Raw genomic sequence first — 17,266 nt, 5'->3', positions numbered from 1 at the left:
AACAACCAATCCTACTGGAAGGGCTCCATGTAACTGTACGCACCTTCCATCAACGCATGACCTGTCTCACTCATCTTTGCGAATTCGCTAACAGTTCCGTATCCATCAAAGAAGCTAATGCGATCACGCTCCCGCGCCGCTTTTGCTTCATCCAATTCGATACCTTGTAGCTTCCCGGAATCGATCAATGCCGACATTGCCCAGTGCATGCGCGCCAATACAAAGGTCGCGTGGTAAATTCCATCCATTGGTCGGGGATCATCGCGAAGTGGCGACTGAAGAAGTTCGTCATCCGCATTTAGGACCAACGGTTCGTCGTAGGTCATACCAAACAGAAAGCTATGCGCACTCTCATGTGCAATCGCTTCAATCAAGGCCACATCGCTCTTATGTCGCTCGGCATTGATAAAGAGCGCCCCCCAAAGCATATAACTGGAACCACCGGCAAAGTCATACCCATTCGATTCGACATCACCGACAACCAGAACCACCTCTTTCACCAACGACTCGAACTCATCTGCCAGCACTGGAATGGTCTCACGAAGCCGTCTATGACCAGACTTGAACTGAGAAACAAGGTCATCAGCCTCCTCACCAGCAGGTGAAAGTATCGTAAAGGGAGTATTGGGATCAGTATCCATTAACCGCTGATAGCGTTTCTGAACTGAGATAGATTCAATCCCACCCAGAGTGGTCACATTTAATTCATTGCCGTCCAGCTTACGTTCTGACTGCAACTCATTGATCAGAGTTTCCGCCGCTTGATGTCCATCCTCCATCACAGCCGAAACTATTTCGTAATAGAGTCCAAAAGTAGAGGGTGGATAGACTGCACCACGACTGGTTGCAGCAACCAACTCATCCACGCCATCGAGCGATTTTCCAACCTGCTTGCCAAGTTCACCGGAGACATAATTAAGGCTATCTGCCAAACCTTGACGCATTCTGCTGTCAATAGCCCTGGCGCGTATGGGATCGGGCAGGAAGGAGAAGTGGATAGTCATTAGTCATTCACCATAAAAAAACCGACCGCAGTAAGGCGATCGGTTCCTACTCTATCACGACGACTATTGTGTGCTTACCGTAATAAGCCGCTAATTAAGTAGCACGCCAATTTCTGACACTGTTTCCAATTTAATTGCTAGAGAGGTGCCTTACCAATTTTCGCTCCGAGCAGAGTGGTTGAAGATGGAGCCTTACCAATCTTTGCGCCAAGCTGAGGGGCTGGTGGCGCCTTTCCGATCTTCGCGCCCATTGCGGTTTTAGCAGTGACTGGTTTTGCAATCTTGGCTCCAAATTCGACAGCGTCGAGCGAATCCCTCTTTCCCAAGATTTTAAAACCCAGTAATTTATTTGAATCCAGAATAACATCCTTGACCATACATTCCCCCTTGGTAAAAACTATTGTAATTAGGCAAATCAGGTTAGCATATGAACAAATTAGCCAGAACATGTCAATTTCATCACCACACCACATGCACGCTACTATTTATAGGCTTTTTCCCTCTTGAAAACACAAAACCATGGTTAACCAGAGTGTCCACGGCTACAAGTCCGGTTTACGTCAACTCGAAACCCAGATCTTTCTCTCTTTCGATTGTCCGGAGACGGTCGATTTCACAGCAGTCGATAAAGTAATTCAGAAAATTTACGGTCTTCAAATAGATGAGTGGTCAACGGAAACCTCTCGCCCACACTCCACTGCCGAAACGTTTTCAGAACGAGCAATGATAATTGCTCGATCAATCTTGCAGGATGCACGACTCCCAATTTTCGATCTTGGCGTTATTCTCAACACAGACAGGAGCGAAGAAAACACTCAAAAATGGCATATCCAGATCGCGATACCTGCAATCGATCACGTTTCGCTGAAATTATTAATTAAGGCTTACCGAAGTGCACTCAGAGTATTGCGGCAGTGTATATATATGCCACAGGAACCACTCAACCTATCGGCAATACAAAGTGCCATTAGTAAAAAGACAGTTCAGCCTATACGCGCCAGAGTGGTTGCCGGGATATCCACAACACATATTCTAAAGGCTGCCTACGATCTTGACATTCCCTTTCGCCATCTTGGCAGCGGTCTTTATCAGCTGGGTTGGGGTAGTAGGGCACGGCTAATAGATAGAAGCTCTGTCGAATCCGACTCAGCCTTTGGCTCAAAGGTGTCACAAAACAAAGCATGGACCTCAACACTGACCCGTAGCGCAGGACTTCCCTCTCCAACCCACATATACTTACCTATTCACCTAAACAGGCACAACAGGCAGCGCTAAAGCTAGGCTGGCCACTGGTTGTAAAACCGGCGGATCTAGATCGTGGCGAAGGGGTCACTGTTGGCATTCATAACCTTAAACAACTTGCTGGCGCATTCAATACAGCATCCAAGCATTCAAAAAAGATACTCATCGAGAAAGAGGTACCTGGCGTCTGTTATCGTATCTTTATCGCCAATAACGAGATGCTCTATGCCCTACGACGTGGTCCGAGAGCGGTCATAGGCGATGGAGAACATACAGTCTCCGAACTCATTGAACTCGCAAATAAAAAACTACTGGCAACCCCACCCTGGAAACGCAGCAAGGCTATTCCGCTTGATGAGCTGGCATTAGACTCAATCACCGAAAATGGTTTTTCACCGGAGACAATTCCTGAACCTGGAACAACAGTTCCAATCAGAAAGATCGAATCATCCGAGTGGAGTGGTGACATCACCGACGCAAGCGATCAAGTTCACCCTGACAACAGAGCTATTGCTCTTCGCGCGGCAGAACTCTTTCAACTCTCGAATGCTGGCATCGACATCATCTCTAGCGATATATCTATACCATGGCATCAAAACGGAGCGATTATAAACGAAGTCAATTTCGCTCCATACTTTGGCGGCCACCCCACTGCAAGGGCGCGACTTCCGCACTATTTTGAGAATTTTATTGAAGGTGATGGACGAATACCGGTAGAGGTCGTAATAGGAGGCAGCGAGGCGGAAAAAACGGCCCGAAAGATTCAGCAGCTACAGGTCGATGGCGGCACTGCTTGTTACCTAACTAGTCATTATCTGACTATCACCCCGTCTCTGCAGGAGATGCCGTTTCCTTCTATATCACTGTTTACACGTACGATTGCACTACTCATGAACCGTAAAGTTGAATCAGTCGTACTTCTTATTCAGACCGACGAGTTCATCCAGACTGGCCTACCCGTTGATCGTATCCGCCACATCACACAGACAGGCGGAGTTATTTCAGAGTGGCAATCCAACAACTCACCTATTGATAATGAGCGCAGGAAAATGCTGAACACCCTCTTAAGCTCATATCTTATCACCACCACCCCATTGTGATCGTACAAAGCGACGGATCAAGGATAGCCGCCGTATGGCAGTATCAGTGAGGAACTAGCAAACTCCTGGGTCATACTCACTTGTTTGGTTTACGTCGTTTGCCAACACTCTTCTTATCGCGCAGACGTTTTTTCACCTTGCTCTTTTTACGAGCCAGCTTCTGTTTTTTACTACCAGCCGCCTTACCGGAGGCCTTCTGTTTTTTCGGGCCCTTATAGGTCGCTACTAACCCCTCGATCTCACGGCGCTCAAAACGTTGTTTGAGGTAGCGTTCGATACCGGCGGTTCGATTCCACTCGTTATGGTCAATTAACGATATAGCCACGCCCTTTTCACCGGCCCGTCCAGTACGGCCGATTCGGTGTACATAGTCATCACCGCTACGCGCCATTTCGAAATTGATAACCAGATCGATCCCTTTCACATCGAGACCGCGTGCCGCCAGGTCGGTGGCAACCATCACCTGAACATTGCCGCGACGGATCATATCCATTACCAGGTTGCGCTTCTCCTGATCCATATCACCGTGTAACACGCCAGTCCGGATCTCACTGCTGCGCAGCAATCCGCCGAGTCGGTCGGCCTGAACACGGGTGTTGGTAAAGACCAGCGCCTTGCCGTATTCATCATTAGAGAGCAGCCTCTGCAGTAACCGTTCCTTATGTGCCACATCGTCGGCCAACACCATCTGCTGTTCGATGTTGGTGTGTTTATCCTGCGAGGTGGCGAGTGTGATGATCTGTGGCTCATCGAGCAGTAGCCTGGCCATGGCTGCCACCTCTCCCCTTTCGATAGTGGCGGAGAAGAGCAGCGTCTGACGCTCTCTTCTACTCCGCTTGGCGATACTCATCACCGTATCGCCAAAGCCCATATCGAGCATGCGATCGGCCTCATCGAGTATTAACACCTCAAGATCATTGAGCTTGGCGGTGCCTTTCTTCAGGTGATCGAAGAGTCGGCCAGGGGTAGCGATTACCACAGCAGGCCCCTCTTCCAGCTGCTTAACCTGCTCTTTGTAGTCATCCCCACCGGTAATCAGCAGCGTCTGCAGGTCGGTAAATTCGCACAGTTTCTGACACTGCACATAGACCTGTCGGCCCAATTCACGGGTTGGCACCAATACCAGTGCTCGCACCCCCGCACGACGTGCTCGATTGGCTAACAGTTGATGCAGGGTTGGTAACAGGAAGGCTGCGGTCTTACCGCTACCGGTCTCGGCACTTACCAGCAGATCCTGCGCTTTTAGTGCAGGAGGTATCGCGTTGAGCTGTACCGGTGTGGCGCTCTGGTAGTCGAGAGCCTTGAGCGCCTTGAGTAGACGCGCATTGAGTGGGAGATTGGAGAACAACGGCAGAGCCCTCGAGCGGTTGGAGAGTGGGCGCACTCTAGCAGATTTTTGCCTTATATACGCCTGCGCATCGTTCTTCAGCAAGCCCTACTCGAAACAATAGTTATGTTATTCAATTACCTATCCGTCCCGCACAATAACCTTCAATAGCCTTCTCGCTGTTTCACATCTACCGAGCGCTGCAATGTAATCCTGTTGCTACGAGAGAGCTGAGTGAGGCGAGTCATACCAGGAGAGGACAAATTGAGACTCTACGCCAGGCCTATTCACGACTACCCCAGCTCCACTTCATAAGCTATCAACTCCCTTTTGTGAGCATCTTCACAGAATCGAATGGTAAATGTGTCACTCAAAGGTAGGTGTGCTAATAGTTATATGTACAGCAGATAGTGTTGGAGTAGCTTGATGAACAGTATCAGTATTCCCGGTAACGACATCGCAGCAGCGCAGGCCAAAAAGCTCGCCATACAGTCACAGGGCATCACCGCACTCAGTCTGATCGCATCGCTGCCTAAACCGCAGGCTGCCGCGAGTGCGCAGAACTCAGCTGCACCCGATCCCACCTCGCGCATCGGTCACAACATCAATGTAAGGGCTTAGCACCTAACTACATATAACAAACAAAGCGGGTTTTCCGCCTCTTCTCTGTCACGCTCATTAGTAGGCCTACACCACTCTCGATCCGAGCTTCAGCCCAACGGCTTCTGCGGTAACATAGGCCCGATGAACACTCCACCCCTATCTATCACCCACCACTTTCCGCGCCATGCAACTCTGCTACAAACACTGATTGGCATTGCCCTTGTCGCCCTGATTTTTGGCCTCCTTGCACCCATCGTCACTCTGGAGAAGTTCTACCTGTTTGAGAACACCTTCTCAGTCCTCTCAGGGGTGCAACAACTCTGGCGCGAGGGACAGATATTTCTCTTCTGCATCATCACCCTCTTCAGCGTGATCATGCCTTTTCTGAAGCTTGGAGTATTGATGCTATTGGTAGTAATGAAAGAGGGTGATGGCGCGCGGCTTCAGCGCTATCTGCAATGGATGCATCTATACGGCAAGTGGTCGATGCTAGATGTCTTTGTCGTCGCGCTACTGGTAGTTTCGGTCAAGCTCGGCGCAATTGCCAACGTCGATATGCGCTATGGACTCTACGCCTTTACCCTTTCAGTCGTCTTGACGATGATCGCAACAGGTTGGGTCGTCCATTTGAGCAACAAGCTGACCCAGGATACGCCCGCTCATGAGAGGGAAGACGACGGCGACTCTAGCAGTTCTGTATCTTCATGACTGTAAGGCGGCGATGAGCAACAGAGTATCTTCAGGGGGTTCGTTCCGATGCTTCTGATGCAGTGCGCCACACCCGGAGCGATATGGACAGTATCGCCCGTAACCACATCAAACTGATCATTAGCCAGCGTCATCAAACCCTGCCCCGCCGTGATGTGATAGAGCTCCTCGCTCTGATGATGGCAGTGGAGTAGCGTTGTCACCCCCGGGCCGACCTCGGCCTCGGCCAGACTCTGGTTGCGATTGCCGTGCTGGTCTGGATGCATCAGCTCTCGAATCAGTGACCCATCCTTGGTCTGATAGGTCTCAGCCGCACTGTATTTGACCGTTTTATCCATTGCATCATTGCCTCGTTAATAGTCACCAAATTATGCAGAAGGTTCATCTTGCCGTATCGCTGCCAATCCAGTATAAAAACCACACTAACATCATGGTGAATATAAGGAATTGTTAATGTCTGCACTGACCGATGAACTGAAAGCTGACCACGCCTGGGTCCTTGAGAAACTCGAAGAGGTTAAGAGGAAGGGTATCGTATCTGAGGATGCGGTTGAGACCCTGATGAGCATCAAGAACGCACTAATTGGTCATCTTCAGAAAGAGGACGCAAAGCTCTACCCGGTACTCAATAAGGCCGCTGAGAGTGATAACCGCCTGAAGAACAATCTGAAGATCTTCGCCAAGGATATGGAGCAGATCACCGCCGATGCGATCGCCTTCTTCGACCGCTACTCAACCACCACTTCCGACAGCGCCTTTGCAGAGGATATCGGTGCACTCTTCTCGCGTCTAAAGCGTCGTATCAGCACCGAAGAGAAGATGCTCTACTCAGAGTACGACAAAGTCTCCTAAGCCTCACCAAACAGATGACACGCCACCCGGTGTTCGCCCTCAAGGCGAACCTCGGTTGGATAGCAGTCATTACATTGCGTCATCGTCCTTGGGCATCGCGGATGAAAATGACACCCTTGTGGTGGATTAGCTGGTGAGGGCAGCTCGCCCTCCAGACGCACGATCTCTCTGCGCAACTCATCATCCACCTCTGGTACTGCCGACAGTAGAGCCTGTGTATAGGGATGCTGCGGCGACTCCAACACCTCATCAACGCGCCCCTGCTCAACGATCCTACCCAGATACATAACCGCCACCTCGTGCGCCAGATAGCCAACAACCGCCAGGTTGTGGGTAATAAAGAGTAACGAGATACCGAACTGCTGCTGCAGCTCTTTGAGAAGATTCAGGATCTGTGCCTGCACCGAGACATCAAGTGCGCTGGTTGGCTCATCACAGACAATCAGTTTCGGATTGACCGCCAGGGCACGAGCAATACAGATGCGCTGACGCTGACCACCTGAGAACTCGTGTGGATAGCGATCAGCCATCTCCGGCGAAAGCCCCACCTGGCTCAGCAATTCCGCCACACGCTGTTCACGCTCTGTGCGACTCGTAACTAATCCCTGGGCAATCAACCCCTCGGCAACCACATCACCGATCTGCATGCGCGGGTTCATTGATGAGAAGGGATCCTGAAAGACGATCTGGAAGTTGCGCCGGTGCTGACGCAGCTCACGGCTACTCAGCTCGGTCAGCTCCAGCTGGTCGAACTGCACACTACCGGCAGTGGGACGGATCAGCTGCAAGACACCCTTACCGACGGTGGTCTTGCCACACCCCGACTCCCCCACCAACGCCAGGGTCTGCCCCTTGGGAATCTGTAGTGAGATACCGTCGACGGCGTAGACGTGACCGACGGTGCGCTTGAAGAGACCGCGCTGGATCGGGAAGTGGACCTTGAGATCGGTTGTTGCGAGCAGTGGAGAGCCGTCCGATACACTCTCATCCGTCTTGGAGAGTGGAAGCTCAACCTCAACCGACGCCCCCTCACTCCCCATCTCAGCGAGGAAACAGCGCGCAGAGTGGCCCGCCGCCTGCTCCCGCCACTCAGGCACACGCCCTCGGCATACATCCATTACCGAGGGACAGCGATCGGCAAAGCGACAGTGGTTAAACTGACGATCAAGACTCGGCACCATGCCATCGATAACGGCTAGAGGCTGGTTCCGCTTACCTTTGCTTGGCAGCGATTCAAAGAGTTTGCGGCTATAGGGGTGCTGCGGATGGGCGAAGAACTCGTCGCGCCCCGCCTCTTCGACCAGCTGCCCGGCATACATGACACCTACCCGGTCGGCATTCTCCGCCACCACACCCAGATCGTGGGTAATGAGTAGTATCGACATGCCACGCTCACGCTGTAGTTTGCGCAGCAACTCCAGAACCTGCGCCTGGATAGTCACATCGAGTGCCGTGGTCGGTTCATCGGCAATAAGCAGATCGGGCTCACCCGCCAGCGCCATCGCGATCATCACTCGTTGTTTCATACCGCCAGATAGCTGGTGAGGAAACTCCTTATATCGCCGTGCTGGATCGGGAATGCCGACTGCATCGAGTAGCTCAACAACCTGATCTGCTGCCTGCGCACTATTTAACCCCTTGTGTAGCCGCAATACCTCAGCCACCTGCTCACCCACAGCCATCACTGGATTGAGCGAGGTCATCGGTTCCTGGAAGATCATTGCGATGCGATTACCTCGCACCTTACGCATCGCTGCATCGGAGTGTCCGAGTAACTCCTCACCCTCGAGCTCAACCCGCCCAGCAACAATTCGCCCTGCCGGTTCGGGCAGCAGCCGCAGCAGTGAGAGTGCAGTCATCGACTTTCCACAGCCCGACTCACCTAGCAGTGCGTAGGTCTCGCCTCGCGCGATCTCAAAGCTGACGTCATCGACTACGCGCAGCGTGCCACGCCCTGTCTCGAGACAACTCTGCAGCCCGTCAACACGCAGTAGTGGTTCACCTCTCTCACTCATCGACACATTCATCCATCAGCTGTTTCAAATCATTAGCCCCGCCGCGTATCGAGCGCTTCTCGTAACGCCTCACCGATGAAGATCAGTAGTACCAGAGTCCCGACTAATACACCGAAGGTGGTCATCGAGAGCCACCAGGCATCGATGTTCTCCTTACCCTGCGCCAGCAGTTCACCCAGTGACGGGGTCGAGGGCGGCACACCGAGACCGAGAAAGTCGAGACTGGTTAGCGCCAAAATCGAACCGCTGATACGGAACGGTAGAAAGGTGATGACGGGTGTCATCGCATTGGGCATCAGGTGGCGACGCATGATGGTGCGGTTGGAGACACCGAGACTGCGCGCCGCCTCCACGTAGTCCATGTTACGACCACGAAAGAACTCGGCACGCACATAGTCGGCCAGTCCCATCCAGCCAAACAGGCTCAATAGAATAATAAGTAGCGCCACACTTGGTTGGAAAATCGAGGCGAAGATAATCAACAGATAGAGCTCCGGCATTGAGCTCCAGATTTCGATAAAGCGCTGCGCAAATAGATCAGTGCGGCCACCAAAGTAACCTTGCAGTGCCCCAGCGAGCATACCCACCAGGGTACCAACCACCGTCAGGGCAAAGGCGAACAGTACCGAGAGACGGAAGCCGTAGATCAATCGTGCAACAACATCCCTACCCCGGTCATCGGTACCGAGCAGATTCTCATCACTGGGTGGCGCCGGGTTGGGTAGCTCGGAGAAGTAGTTGATGGTGTTGTAGCTGTAGGGGTTGGGCGGATAGATTGCCCAGTTTCCACCTTCTTTCAATTGATCTCGGATAAAGGGATCCAGGTAGTCTGTCTCAGATGCAAAGTCACCGCCAAAACGTGTTTCGGGATAGGTCTCAATCAACGGGAAGAAATACTCATCCTGATAGTGAACGATCAGGGGTTTGTCGTTCGACAGCACCTCAGCAATAAGGCTCAGCAGGAACAAGATAGAGAAGAGCCAGAGACTGTAGTAGCCACGTCGATTCGCCTTGAAACGTTGCCAGGCGCGACTGCTCATGCGGTTTGGATTCGCAGCCATCTCAGCGCTCAACCGACTCAAACTGGATGCGCGGATCGATCACGACGTAACAGATATCGGTTATCAGCTTGGCGATCAATCCCATCAGAGTGAAGAGATAGAGTGTGCCGAGCACGACTGGATAGTCACGTTTCAACACCGACTCATAGGAGAGCAGCCCCAGACCATCAAGCGAGAAGATCGTCTCAATCAGCAGTGAGCCGGTAAAAAAGGCACCGATAAAGGCAGCGGGAAAACCGGTCACCAGCGGGATCATCGCGTTGCGGAAGATGTGGCGGTAGAGCACGCTATTTTCGGTCAGCCCCTTGGCGCGTGCGGTCAGCACATACTGCTTGCGGATCTCCTCAAGGAAGCTGTTTTTGGTCAGCATGGTCATGACGGCAAAGCTACCGACTACCGAGGCGGTCACCGGCAGCACCATATGCCAGAGGTAGTCGAGGATCTGGTCGATTAACGGTAGTTCAGACCAGTTATCGGAGACCAGTCCGCGTAGCGGGAAAACATCGTAGAAGCTACCTCCACCGAAGAGCACCAGCAGGGTAATACCGAGCACAAAACCCGGTATCGCATAACCGATCAGGATTACCGTGCTGGTGATGACATCAAACGGCGTACCCTCGCGCACCGCCTTCGCGACACCGAGTGGGATACAGGTGAGGTAAGTGATAAAGAAGGTCCAGAGACCAAGGCTGATCGAGACCGGTAGCTTGTCGACCACCAGCTCCATCACCGTCTTGTGGTGATAGTAGCTCTCGCCCAGATTGAAGCTCAGGTAGTTTCCGATCATCTCACCAAAGCGCTGCCATGCCGGTTTATCAAAACCGTAGTAGGCCTTCAGCTCATTGAGGCGCTCCTCATCGAGCCCCTTGGCGCCACGGTAGAGCCCCTCGATACCTGCACTCGCCTCACCATGACCGCCCTGCCCCTTCATCTGCGCCACCAGCTGTTCAACCGGACCGCCCGGTACAAACTGAATAACGACAAAGGTGATCAGCATCACTCCGAACAGGGTCGGGATCATCAGTAGCAGACGTTTGAGGATATAGGCGAGCACTAGTTAGTCGCTCCCGTTTTTTCAGCACGCTTCCACCAGGTGGCCAACATCCAGCTATCGGCGTTGTAGTAGAGCGGAAGACTCTCCGGCATGCCAAAACGATCCCAGTAGGCGATACGGTGGCTGCCGATATACCAGTGTGGCACCAGGTAGTAGCCATTGAGTAACACACGATCGAGGGCACGTGCGGCGGTGACCAGCCCGCTGCGATCCTTGGCATAGATCAGTGCATCGACCAGTGCATCGACCGCCGGGGCTTCAATGCCAAAGGTGTTACGTGACCCCTTCTGCTGCGCCGAGGAGGAGTGGAACATGCCCATCAATTCATTGCCGGGTGATTGCGACTGACCAAAGCCACCCACCACCATATCGAAGTCGAACGACTCGATACGACGTTGGTAGAGGGCGATATCGACAGTGCGGTACTCCACCTCGATACCCAGCTTAGTGAGATTACGTGCAAAGGGGGCGAGTATGCGCTCAAAACCCTTCTGCGCCAGGATCACCTCAAAGCTAAACTTTTCACCCTTAGCGTTGCGCAGTGCACCGTCACGATAGACCCAACCCGCCTCCTGCAGCAGCGCCTTGGCCTTACGCAGATTGCTGCGCAGACTTGCGGGTGCTTTTGTGGTGGGAGGCTGCCACGTTTCTGTGAATACCTCGGGGCGCAGCTCGTCACGAAGCGGCTCAAGCAGGGCCAACTCGTCTCCTTCTGGTAAGCCCCGTGCGGCCAGCTCACTATTACTGAAATAGCTGTCGCATCGCTCATACTGATTATAGAAGAGCTTGCGGTTCGACCAGTCGAAGTCGAGCGCCTGTGAGATCGCCTGACGCACACGAAGATCCTTGAACAACGGACGACGCAGATTAAAGACAAAACCCTGCATACCGGCGTTATTACTGTGTTTCAGGTTCTGCTTTACGATGCGTCCATCGCGGAACTTTGGTCCAATGTAGTCTCGCGCCCACTTCTTCGAGTTGTACTCATGGATAAATTCGAACTCACCGGCCTTGAAAGCCTCCAGCGCCACTGTTGCATCGCGATAATATTTGTAGGTGATGCGCTCGAAGTTAAACATGCCCCGGCGCACGTTAAGATCGCGCCCCCAGTAATTGGGATTACGCCTGTAGGTGATGTTCTTGCCAATGTCGAAAGACTCGACCGTGTAGGGGCCGCTGGCGATCGGTGGTTCCATCGCCACCTTATCAAACGCCTTATCACCCACCCAGTTGCGGGAGAAGATCGGGATCTGTCCGGCGATCATATGCAGCTCGGGATTGACCTTGGTGAACTCAAAACGGACCGTGCGTGAATCGACCACGACCGCTCGTTCGATGTCGGCATAGTAGAAGCGATACTGCGGATGCCCCTTCTCTCCCTTCAATGAATCGAAAGAGAACTTCACATCCTCTGCGGTGACAACCGAGCCGTCGTTAAAACGCGCCTCGGGACGCAGGCGGAAGGTGACTGAACGTTTATCCTCCGCCAGGGCTGCATCCTCTGCCAACAGACCATACTGACTGAAGGGCTCATCAAGGCTTGAGGCCATCAGCGTCTCGATCATCAACGGCGTGAGCCCATCGGCCGAGAGCCCCTTGAGCACGTAGGGGTTGAAGGAGTCAAAACTACCCGTCACCGAGAGAACCAGCTTGCCCGTTTTGGGTGCATCGGGGTTGACGTAATCGAAGTGATCGAAGCCGGGTGGATACTTCGGCTCATAGCCGAGCGCCTGTGCGGGTGCCGCCTGCAATCCGAATGGGATCGATAGCAGAGAGAGCAGCATCAGCAGATAGTTCAGGTGGCGCCAGGAGATCATGTTGCAGTTATTGTTATTCCAGGGGTTCACCTAGTCGGGAACCCACTTCGGTTGTATGATTACACGCTTAACAGTTAGGTAACCTCTGATTAATTCTGGACAGGATGATATGAGATGAAAAATTGTTCAATACAAGGCGCAGATTGCAGTGAATAGCTGGCTATTCTCAAGATCTGCAACGCAGTAGTGGACCATTTTTCGCTCATAGCAACTGAAACACGAATTAATCAGAGGTTCCTCAGCCCATTGTAGCGGTATCGGCACCTGTTTAGCTAACCAAGATATTGAGAATATTCCGGGAGAAATTATGGGTTTCATGCAGGGTAAACGAGCACTCATCACTGGCGTGGCCAGCAACCGTTCAATCGCCTGGGGTATCGCCGAGGCGATGCACCGCGAGGGGGCAGAGATCGCCTTCACCTATCAGAACGAGAAGCTCAAGGCACGCGTCGAGAAATTCGCCGCCCAGGCTGACTCAAACATCGTACTCCCCTGCGATGTCTCCAGCGATGAAGAGATCGAAAAGCTCTTCGCCGAACTGAAGACCCACTGGCCCGACGGACTCGATATCATCGTCCACTCAATCGCCTTTGCCGATAAGGCGGGGCTGGAGGGTGACTTTGTCGAGGGCGTGACCCGTGAAACCTTCAACCAGGCGCACGAGATCAGCTCCTACAGTTTCACTGCACTGGCCAAGGCGGGACGTCCGATGTTGCGAGAGAATGCAGCACTGCTGACCCTGAGCTATCTCGGCGCCGAAAAGGTAATCACCAACTACAACCTGATGGGACTGGCCAAGGCGAGCCTTGAGGCCAACGTGCGTTACATGGCCTCGACCATGGGGCCGCAGGGTGTGCGTGTAAACGCCGTCTCGGCCGGCCCGATCCGCACCCTGGCCGCCTCCGGCATCAGTAATTTCCGTAAGATGCTTGACGCCTCTGCGGCCGTTACCCCGATGCGTCGTAACGTCACCATCCAGGAGGTCGGTAATACAGCCGCCTTCCTCTGCTCCGATCTCGCCTCCGGCATCACCGGTGAGATCACCTACGTCGATGGCGGTTACAACACCATTGGCATGGCGATTACCGATGTAGAGTAATCACTGCACATTAAAAAGGCGGCCCAGTTGGGCCGCCTTTTTTATTGCATGGCATTCAAGTAGATCAGCTATGTCTGCTTCTCTCCCTCCTCAAGCAGGATATTCTTCTCTCCCTCCATACGACCGATCAATACCGCACCGCAAGAGTCGCTGAAGACGTTGACACTAGTACGACACATATCGAGTACTCGATCGACCGCCAGGATCAGACCGATCGCCTCTGCCGGCAGGCCGATCGCAGCAAGGATGATGGTGATTGCCACCAGTGATGCTGCAGGTATGCCCGCGACACCAATAGAAGTAAGCAGTGCAATGGTGACAATAGTGAACTGGGTCGCAAAGTCGAGCGTGATGCCATAGGCCTGTGCGATGAACATCGCCGCCACACACTCGTAGAGCGCAGTACCATCCATGTTAACCGTAGCACCGAGTGGCAGTACAAAGCTGGTGGTGCGGTTGGAGACACCGGCATTCTTCTCCACACAATCCATGGTCAGCGGCAGCGTCGCCGAGGAGGAGCTGGTGGAGAAGGCGGTCAGTAGCGCCGGCGCCATGGCGCGGTAGTGACGCATCGGATTCACCCCGGCAACAAACTTGAGCAGCAGTGGCATGGTGATCAGGAAGTGGAACGCCAGCGCCGCCAGCACGGTAAAGAAAAAGACCGCCAGCGGACGGAAGGCGTCGAGACCGCTGGTTGCCACCACCTTGGCGACCAGCGCGAAGACACCGATCGGTGCGAATTTCATCACCCATTCGGTGATGCGCATCATCACCTCGAACAATCCTTGCCAGAAGTTGTACTGCGCCTCTGCATAGGGCTCTTCGATGCGAGTCATGAAATAACCGAACAGCAGGCTGAAGAAAATCAGACCCAGCATCTGACCATTGGCAGCAGCAGAGACAATATTAGGCGGGATCATGCGCAGGAAGATCTCAATCACATCACTTCCGCTCTTGCCCGAGACCTTCTCGGCTACACCGGAAGCAGCCCCCTGATCGAGACTCATTATCTCACCCGCAGGGGTACCATCGACGATACCCGGCTCGATCATGTTGACCATCATCAGACCGATCATGATCGCAGCCAGACTGGTCACCATATAGTAGGTGAGCGTTTTGAGGCCGAGTCGACCGAGATTACCGCCACCGCCAATACCGGCGATACCAGTAATGATTGAGGAGATGATCAACGGCACGATCAGCATTTTCAGTGCATTGAGAAATGCGGTACCGAGAAATGCATAGACCGAATAGAAGTGGATACCGAACAGCGTACCATCGGTGCCGGTCACAAGACCGGCAATTACGGCAAGGATCAGTGCGATCAGTATCTGCCAGTGGAGCTTTATTTTCATTTTTCTCTCCCTGTGGAACTAAAAACCGTGTCTGGCTAAGCGCTACTCCAGATTCTCTTCAAAAATACGAATCTCAGTCGCCTTGCGCATTAGCTCAACCATCGCTGTCAGACTCTGATCACCACGACGCTTCAATTGCTGACTCTGCAGCGCCTGACGGGCTGCAGTATCAATACCAGCAAGCTTGCCGGGTTTGACACCACTTACCACTACCAAGGCTGAATCACCCTTCGGCAGCGAGACGACACTCTGTGTGGAGCTACCCTCGTCAGGATGCGGCAGGACAAAGGCGCCCTTAACCACGCTCTGCGGTAGCGCCTTGTCATCACGTTTGATCCAGAGCGATTCATTCAAGCTGGCGCCCTTCTGCCCGGCAATATTCTGTAATGCCTCACCTGCAGCAACCTGTTTCAACATCTCAGCGGCGCTCTCTTCGGCACGCGCCTTGGTTGCTTCCGCTAGCAAGGTGCTCTTAATCTCGCCACGCACTTCATCGAGAGGCTTCTGCTCGGGCTCCTTATGCTCATAGAGGCGCAGCACCACCATATGATCTGCAGTAACCTCTAACACACCGCTATTGATGCGCTCATTGAGCACCTCTTTACTGAAGGCCGCATCGGTAACCTTGGGATCTTCAGGCAGCGAACCACCACCCGCACGGGTCATCCAACCACTATTTTTCACCGTAAGGCCCAGCGTCTCTGCGGCTGGATCAAGACTTTCAGGATTTTCATAGGCGAGATTGGCCAGCTCCTCGGCACGCTCGTAGAAGAGCTTCTCGGCACGCTCACGTTTAACCGTCTCGAGCAGCTGTTCGCGAACCTCAGCAAAAGACTTCTGCTCCGGTGCATGAATTTCGGCCAGCTTGATCAGGTGGTATCCAAAACTTGAACGGACCGGCTCACTCACCTCGCCCTTGGTGAGGGAGAAAGCGACCTCTTCAAATGCCTGATCCATCACATTCCTGCCAAACAGCCCCAGATCACCACCACTCGCAGCCGAGGCAACATCATCTGACGCCTCCTTGGCAACCGACTCGAACGACTCGCCTGCACGGATACGCGCTTGAAGCGACTCGATCTTGGTGCGTGCTGCATCATCAGCAGCCTCATCATTGACCATAATCAGAATATGACTGGCACGACGCTGCTCTTCACTGAGGAACTGTACCTGCTGCTCCTGATAGGTGAGCTCAAGGGTCTCTTCATCAACATCGATCAGTGACTCGAGATCCTGCACACGCAGCTCTATGTAGCTGAGGTTAGCCTTTTCAGGCTGCATATAGAGACTCTTCGACGCTTCGTAGCGCTCGGCAACCTGCGCGTCACTGATTGAGATCTCATCAGAAAAGGCTGCTGCAGAGAGCTGCAGATAGGCAACCTTACGCAGCTGGTCACGCAGCTTCACCAATGCCTCAACCTCCTCAACCGAGGGGAGTGCGCTCGCAACAATACCGTTGGAGAGCTGACTCATCACCATCTGACCACGCTCCTCCATCTCGTAGCTGACAGCAGTGAATCCAGCACTGCTCAGCAGACGCTCATAACGCGCCTGTGAAAACTTCCCTTCATCCAGAAAACTCTGGGTAGCATGAATCTGTTGTGCCAGATGTTTGTCGCTGATTGCGAATCCCTGTTGCTGTATGGCCTGCAACAGTAGCGTCTGCTCGATCATCTCCTCAAGCACCAGACGCTTGAGCTGCTTTTCATTGAACATACCGGGACGATAGTTGCTACCCAACTGACTACGCAGGCGATCCATACGCTGTTGATAGACATTCATCAGCTGGCGCTGTGAAATTTTCTCTTCGGCGATCTGGGCCACATAGACCTGCGGGTCAGTACTGAAGTACTCATTAACACCCCACAGTGCAAATGGAACGGAGATAAGGATAACGATTACCCAGGCGATCCAGCCTGTGGCACGGTCTCTGATGGTCATTAACATGGTTAGTAGCTACCGGTAAGTTAGATTTATTCTGCTCAAGTTAGGGGCCAGCCCCTGACGTAACGGCCCATTATCCCGGTAG

General features: G+C 53.1%; 15 protein-coding genes and 1 pseudogene. 6 read left to right on the top strand and 10 right to left on the bottom strand.

The genetic code is table 11. The features are described 5' to 3' along the window. Nucleotides 1-11: 11 nt before the first annotated feature. Both HUE57_RS08800 and HUE57_RS08795 read right to left on the bottom strand, forming a co-directional pair. Complete coding sequence (locus HUE57_RS08800) at nucleotides 12-1,004, bottom strand: aKG-HExxH-type peptide beta-hydroxylase (RefSeq protein WP_174673030.1); 993 nt, start codon at nucleotides 1,002-1,004, stop codon at nucleotides 12-14. Between the two features lie 137 nt (nucleotides 1,005-1,141). After that, entirely contained in the window at nucleotides 1,142-1,381 is a 240-nt protein-coding gene (locus tag HUE57_RS08795; protein WP_135622458.1) for a hypothetical protein, read from the bottom strand. A gap of 855 nt (nucleotides 1,382-2,236) precedes the next feature. Between HUE57_RS08795 and HUE57_RS20240 the strand changes: the two are divergent. After that, nucleotides 2,237-2,458 (top strand): annotated as a pseudogene (locus HUE57_RS20240) (carboxylate--amine ligase); the annotation flags it as partial. A gap of 6 nt (nucleotides 2,459-2,464) precedes the next feature. After that, nucleotides 2,465-3,346: a hypothetical protein gene (locus HUE57_RS08790; protein WP_236725761.1), complete on the top strand. Its 882-nt coding sequence runs from the start codon at nucleotides 2,465-2,467 to the stop codon at nucleotides 3,344-3,346. 76 nt (nucleotides 3,347-3,422) lie between these two features. Here HUE57_RS08790 and HUE57_RS08785 read toward each other — a convergent pair whose 3' ends face one another. Continuing rightward, complete coding sequence (locus tag HUE57_RS08785; RefSeq protein WP_236725762.1) at nucleotides 3,423-4,694, bottom strand: DEAD/DEAH box helicase; 1,272 nt, start codon at nucleotides 4,692-4,694, stop codon at nucleotides 3,423-3,425. A gap of 405 nt (nucleotides 4,695-5,099) precedes the next feature. Here HUE57_RS08785 and HUE57_RS08780 point away from each other — a divergent pair, with 405 nt between their 5' ends. Then, nucleotides 5,100-5,294, top strand: coding sequence for a hypothetical protein (locus tag HUE57_RS08780; protein WP_078484770.1), 195 nt, complete (start codon nucleotides 5,100-5,102; stop codon nucleotides 5,292-5,294). Between the two features lie 123 nt (nucleotides 5,295-5,417). Then, nucleotides 5,418-5,984 (top strand): paraquat-inducible protein A, encoded by a 567-nt coding sequence (locus HUE57_RS08775; protein ID WP_078484771.1) that lies wholly within the window; start codon nucleotides 5,418-5,420, stop codon nucleotides 5,982-5,984. On the opposite strand, the gene HUE57_RS08770 is transcribed toward HUE57_RS08775, so the two are convergent. Further along, nucleotides 5,936-6,322, bottom strand: a complete 387-nt coding sequence (locus HUE57_RS08770) for a cupin domain-containing protein (RefSeq protein WP_078484772.1) — start codon at nucleotides 6,320-6,322, stop codon at nucleotides 5,936-5,938. The two genes, HUE57_RS08775 and HUE57_RS08770, sit on opposite strands and share 49 nt — an antisense overlap. Nucleotides 6,323-6,437: 115 nt before the next feature. Here HUE57_RS08770 and HUE57_RS08765 point away from each other — a divergent pair, with 115 nt between their 5' ends. After that, on the top strand, nucleotides 6,438-6,836 hold the full coding sequence (locus tag HUE57_RS08765; protein ID WP_078484773.1) for a hemerythrin domain-containing protein: 399 nt from the start codon (nucleotides 6,438-6,440) through the stop codon (nucleotides 6,834-6,836). On the opposite strand, the gene HUE57_RS08760 is transcribed toward HUE57_RS08765, so the two are convergent. Genes HUE57_RS08760 through HUE57_RS08745 form a run of 4 tightly spaced genes read right to left on the bottom strand, consistent with a single transcriptional unit; the run spans nucleotide 6,833 to nucleotide 12,813 of the window. Further along, entirely contained in the window at nucleotides 6,833-8,851 is a 2,019-nt protein-coding gene (locus HUE57_RS08760; RefSeq protein ID WP_078484780.1) for an ABC transporter ATP-binding protein, read from the bottom strand. The genes HUE57_RS08765 and HUE57_RS08760 overlap by 4 nt on opposite strands. A gap of 32 nt (nucleotides 8,852-8,883) precedes the next feature. Next, a complete protein-coding gene (locus tag HUE57_RS08755; RefSeq protein ID WP_078484774.1) occupies nucleotides 8,884-9,912 on the bottom strand; it encodes an ABC transporter permease in 1,029 nt (342 codons plus the stop codon). A 1-nt stretch (nucleotide 9,913) separates the two neighbouring features. Then, nucleotides 9,914-10,966 carry a microcin C ABC transporter permease YejB gene (locus HUE57_RS08750; RefSeq protein ID WP_078484775.1) on the bottom strand — a complete coding sequence of 351 codons (1,053 nt, stop codon included), beginning with the start codon at nucleotides 10,964-10,966 and terminating at the stop codon, nucleotides 9,914-9,916. Beyond that, nucleotides 10,966-12,813, bottom strand: a complete 1,848-nt coding sequence (locus tag HUE57_RS08745; protein ID WP_236860707.1) for an extracellular solute-binding protein — start codon at nucleotides 12,811-12,813, stop codon at nucleotides 10,966-10,968. Before HUE57_RS08745 ends, HUE57_RS08750 begins: the two co-directional genes overlap by 1 nt. A 277-nt stretch (nucleotides 12,814-13,090) precedes the next feature. On the opposite strand from HUE57_RS08745, the gene HUE57_RS08740 reads away from it, so the two are divergent. After that, nucleotides 13,091-13,882 carry an enoyl-ACP reductase FabI gene (locus HUE57_RS08740; RefSeq protein ID WP_174673029.1) on the top strand — a complete coding sequence of 264 codons (792 nt, stop codon included), beginning with the start codon at nucleotides 13,091-13,093 and terminating at the stop codon, nucleotides 13,880-13,882. 68 nt (nucleotides 13,883-13,950) lie between these two features. On the opposite strand, the gene HUE57_RS08735 is transcribed toward HUE57_RS08740, so the two are convergent. Together HUE57_RS08735 and HUE57_RS08730 are read right to left on the bottom strand one after the other, a co-directional pair. Continuing rightward, nucleotides 13,951-15,237, bottom strand: coding sequence for a dicarboxylate/amino acid:cation symporter (locus tag HUE57_RS08735; RefSeq protein WP_172840381.1), 1,287 nt, complete (start codon nucleotides 15,235-15,237; stop codon nucleotides 13,951-13,953). A gap of 42 nt (nucleotides 15,238-15,279) precedes the next feature. Beyond that, nucleotides 15,280-17,178, bottom strand: a complete 1,899-nt coding sequence (locus HUE57_RS08730; RefSeq protein WP_172840382.1) for a SurA N-terminal domain-containing protein — start codon at nucleotides 17,176-17,178, stop codon at nucleotides 15,280-15,282. Nucleotides 17,179-17,266 lie beyond the last annotated feature (88 nt).

The sequence above is a fragment of the Candidatus Reidiella endopervernicosa genome (assembly GCF_013343005.1).
In the GTDB taxonomy this organism is placed as follows: domain Bacteria; phylum Pseudomonadota; class Gammaproteobacteria.
Note: the sequence above shows the minus strand (reverse complement) of the source record. Positions and strands in the feature narration are given on the sequence as shown.

Bases quoted from the DNA above. Each gene is read 5' to 3' on its own strand.
- HUE57_RS08800 (WP_174673030.1), bottom strand. From the start codon at position 1,004: ATGACTATCCACTTCTCCTTCCTGCCCGATCCCATACGCGCCAGGGCT.
- HUE57_RS08795 (WP_135622458.1), bottom strand. From the start codon at position 1,381: ATGGTCAAGGATGTTATTCTGGATTCAAATAAATTACTGGGTTTTAAA.
- HUE57_RS08790 (WP_236725761.1), top strand. From the start codon at position 2,465: ATGCTCTATGCCCTACGACGTGGTCCGAGAGCGGTCATAGGCGATGGA.
- HUE57_RS08780 (WP_078484770.1), top strand. From the start codon at position 5,100: ATGAACAGTATCAGTATTCCCGGTAACGACATCGCAGCAGCGCAGGCC.
- HUE57_RS08775 (WP_078484771.1), top strand. From the start codon at position 5,418: ATGAACACTCCACCCCTATCTATCACCCACCACTTTCCGCGCCATGCA.
- HUE57_RS08770 (WP_078484772.1), bottom strand. From the start codon at position 6,322: ATGGATAAAACGGTCAAATACAGTGCGGCTGAGACCTATCAGACCAAG.
- HUE57_RS08765 (WP_078484773.1), top strand. From the start codon at position 6,438: ATGTCTGCACTGACCGATGAACTGAAAGCTGACCACGCCTGGGTCCTT.
- HUE57_RS08760 (WP_078484780.1), bottom strand. From the start codon at position 8,851: ATGAGTGAGAGAGGTGAACCACTACTGCGTGTTGACGGGCTGCAGAGT.
- HUE57_RS08755 (WP_078484774.1), bottom strand. From the start codon at position 9,912: ATGGCTGCGAATCCAAACCGCATGAGCAGTCGCGCCTGGCAACGTTTC.
- HUE57_RS08740 (WP_174673029.1), top strand. From the start codon at position 13,091: ATGGGTTTCATGCAGGGTAAACGAGCACTCATCACTGGCGTGGCCAGC.
- HUE57_RS08735 (WP_172840381.1), bottom strand. From the start codon at position 15,237: ATGAAAATAAAGCTCCACTGGCAGATACTGATCGCACTGATCCTTGCC.
- HUE57_RS08730 (WP_172840382.1), bottom strand. From the start codon at position 17,178: ATGACCATCAGAGACCGTGCCACAGGCTGGATCGCCTGGGTAATCGTT.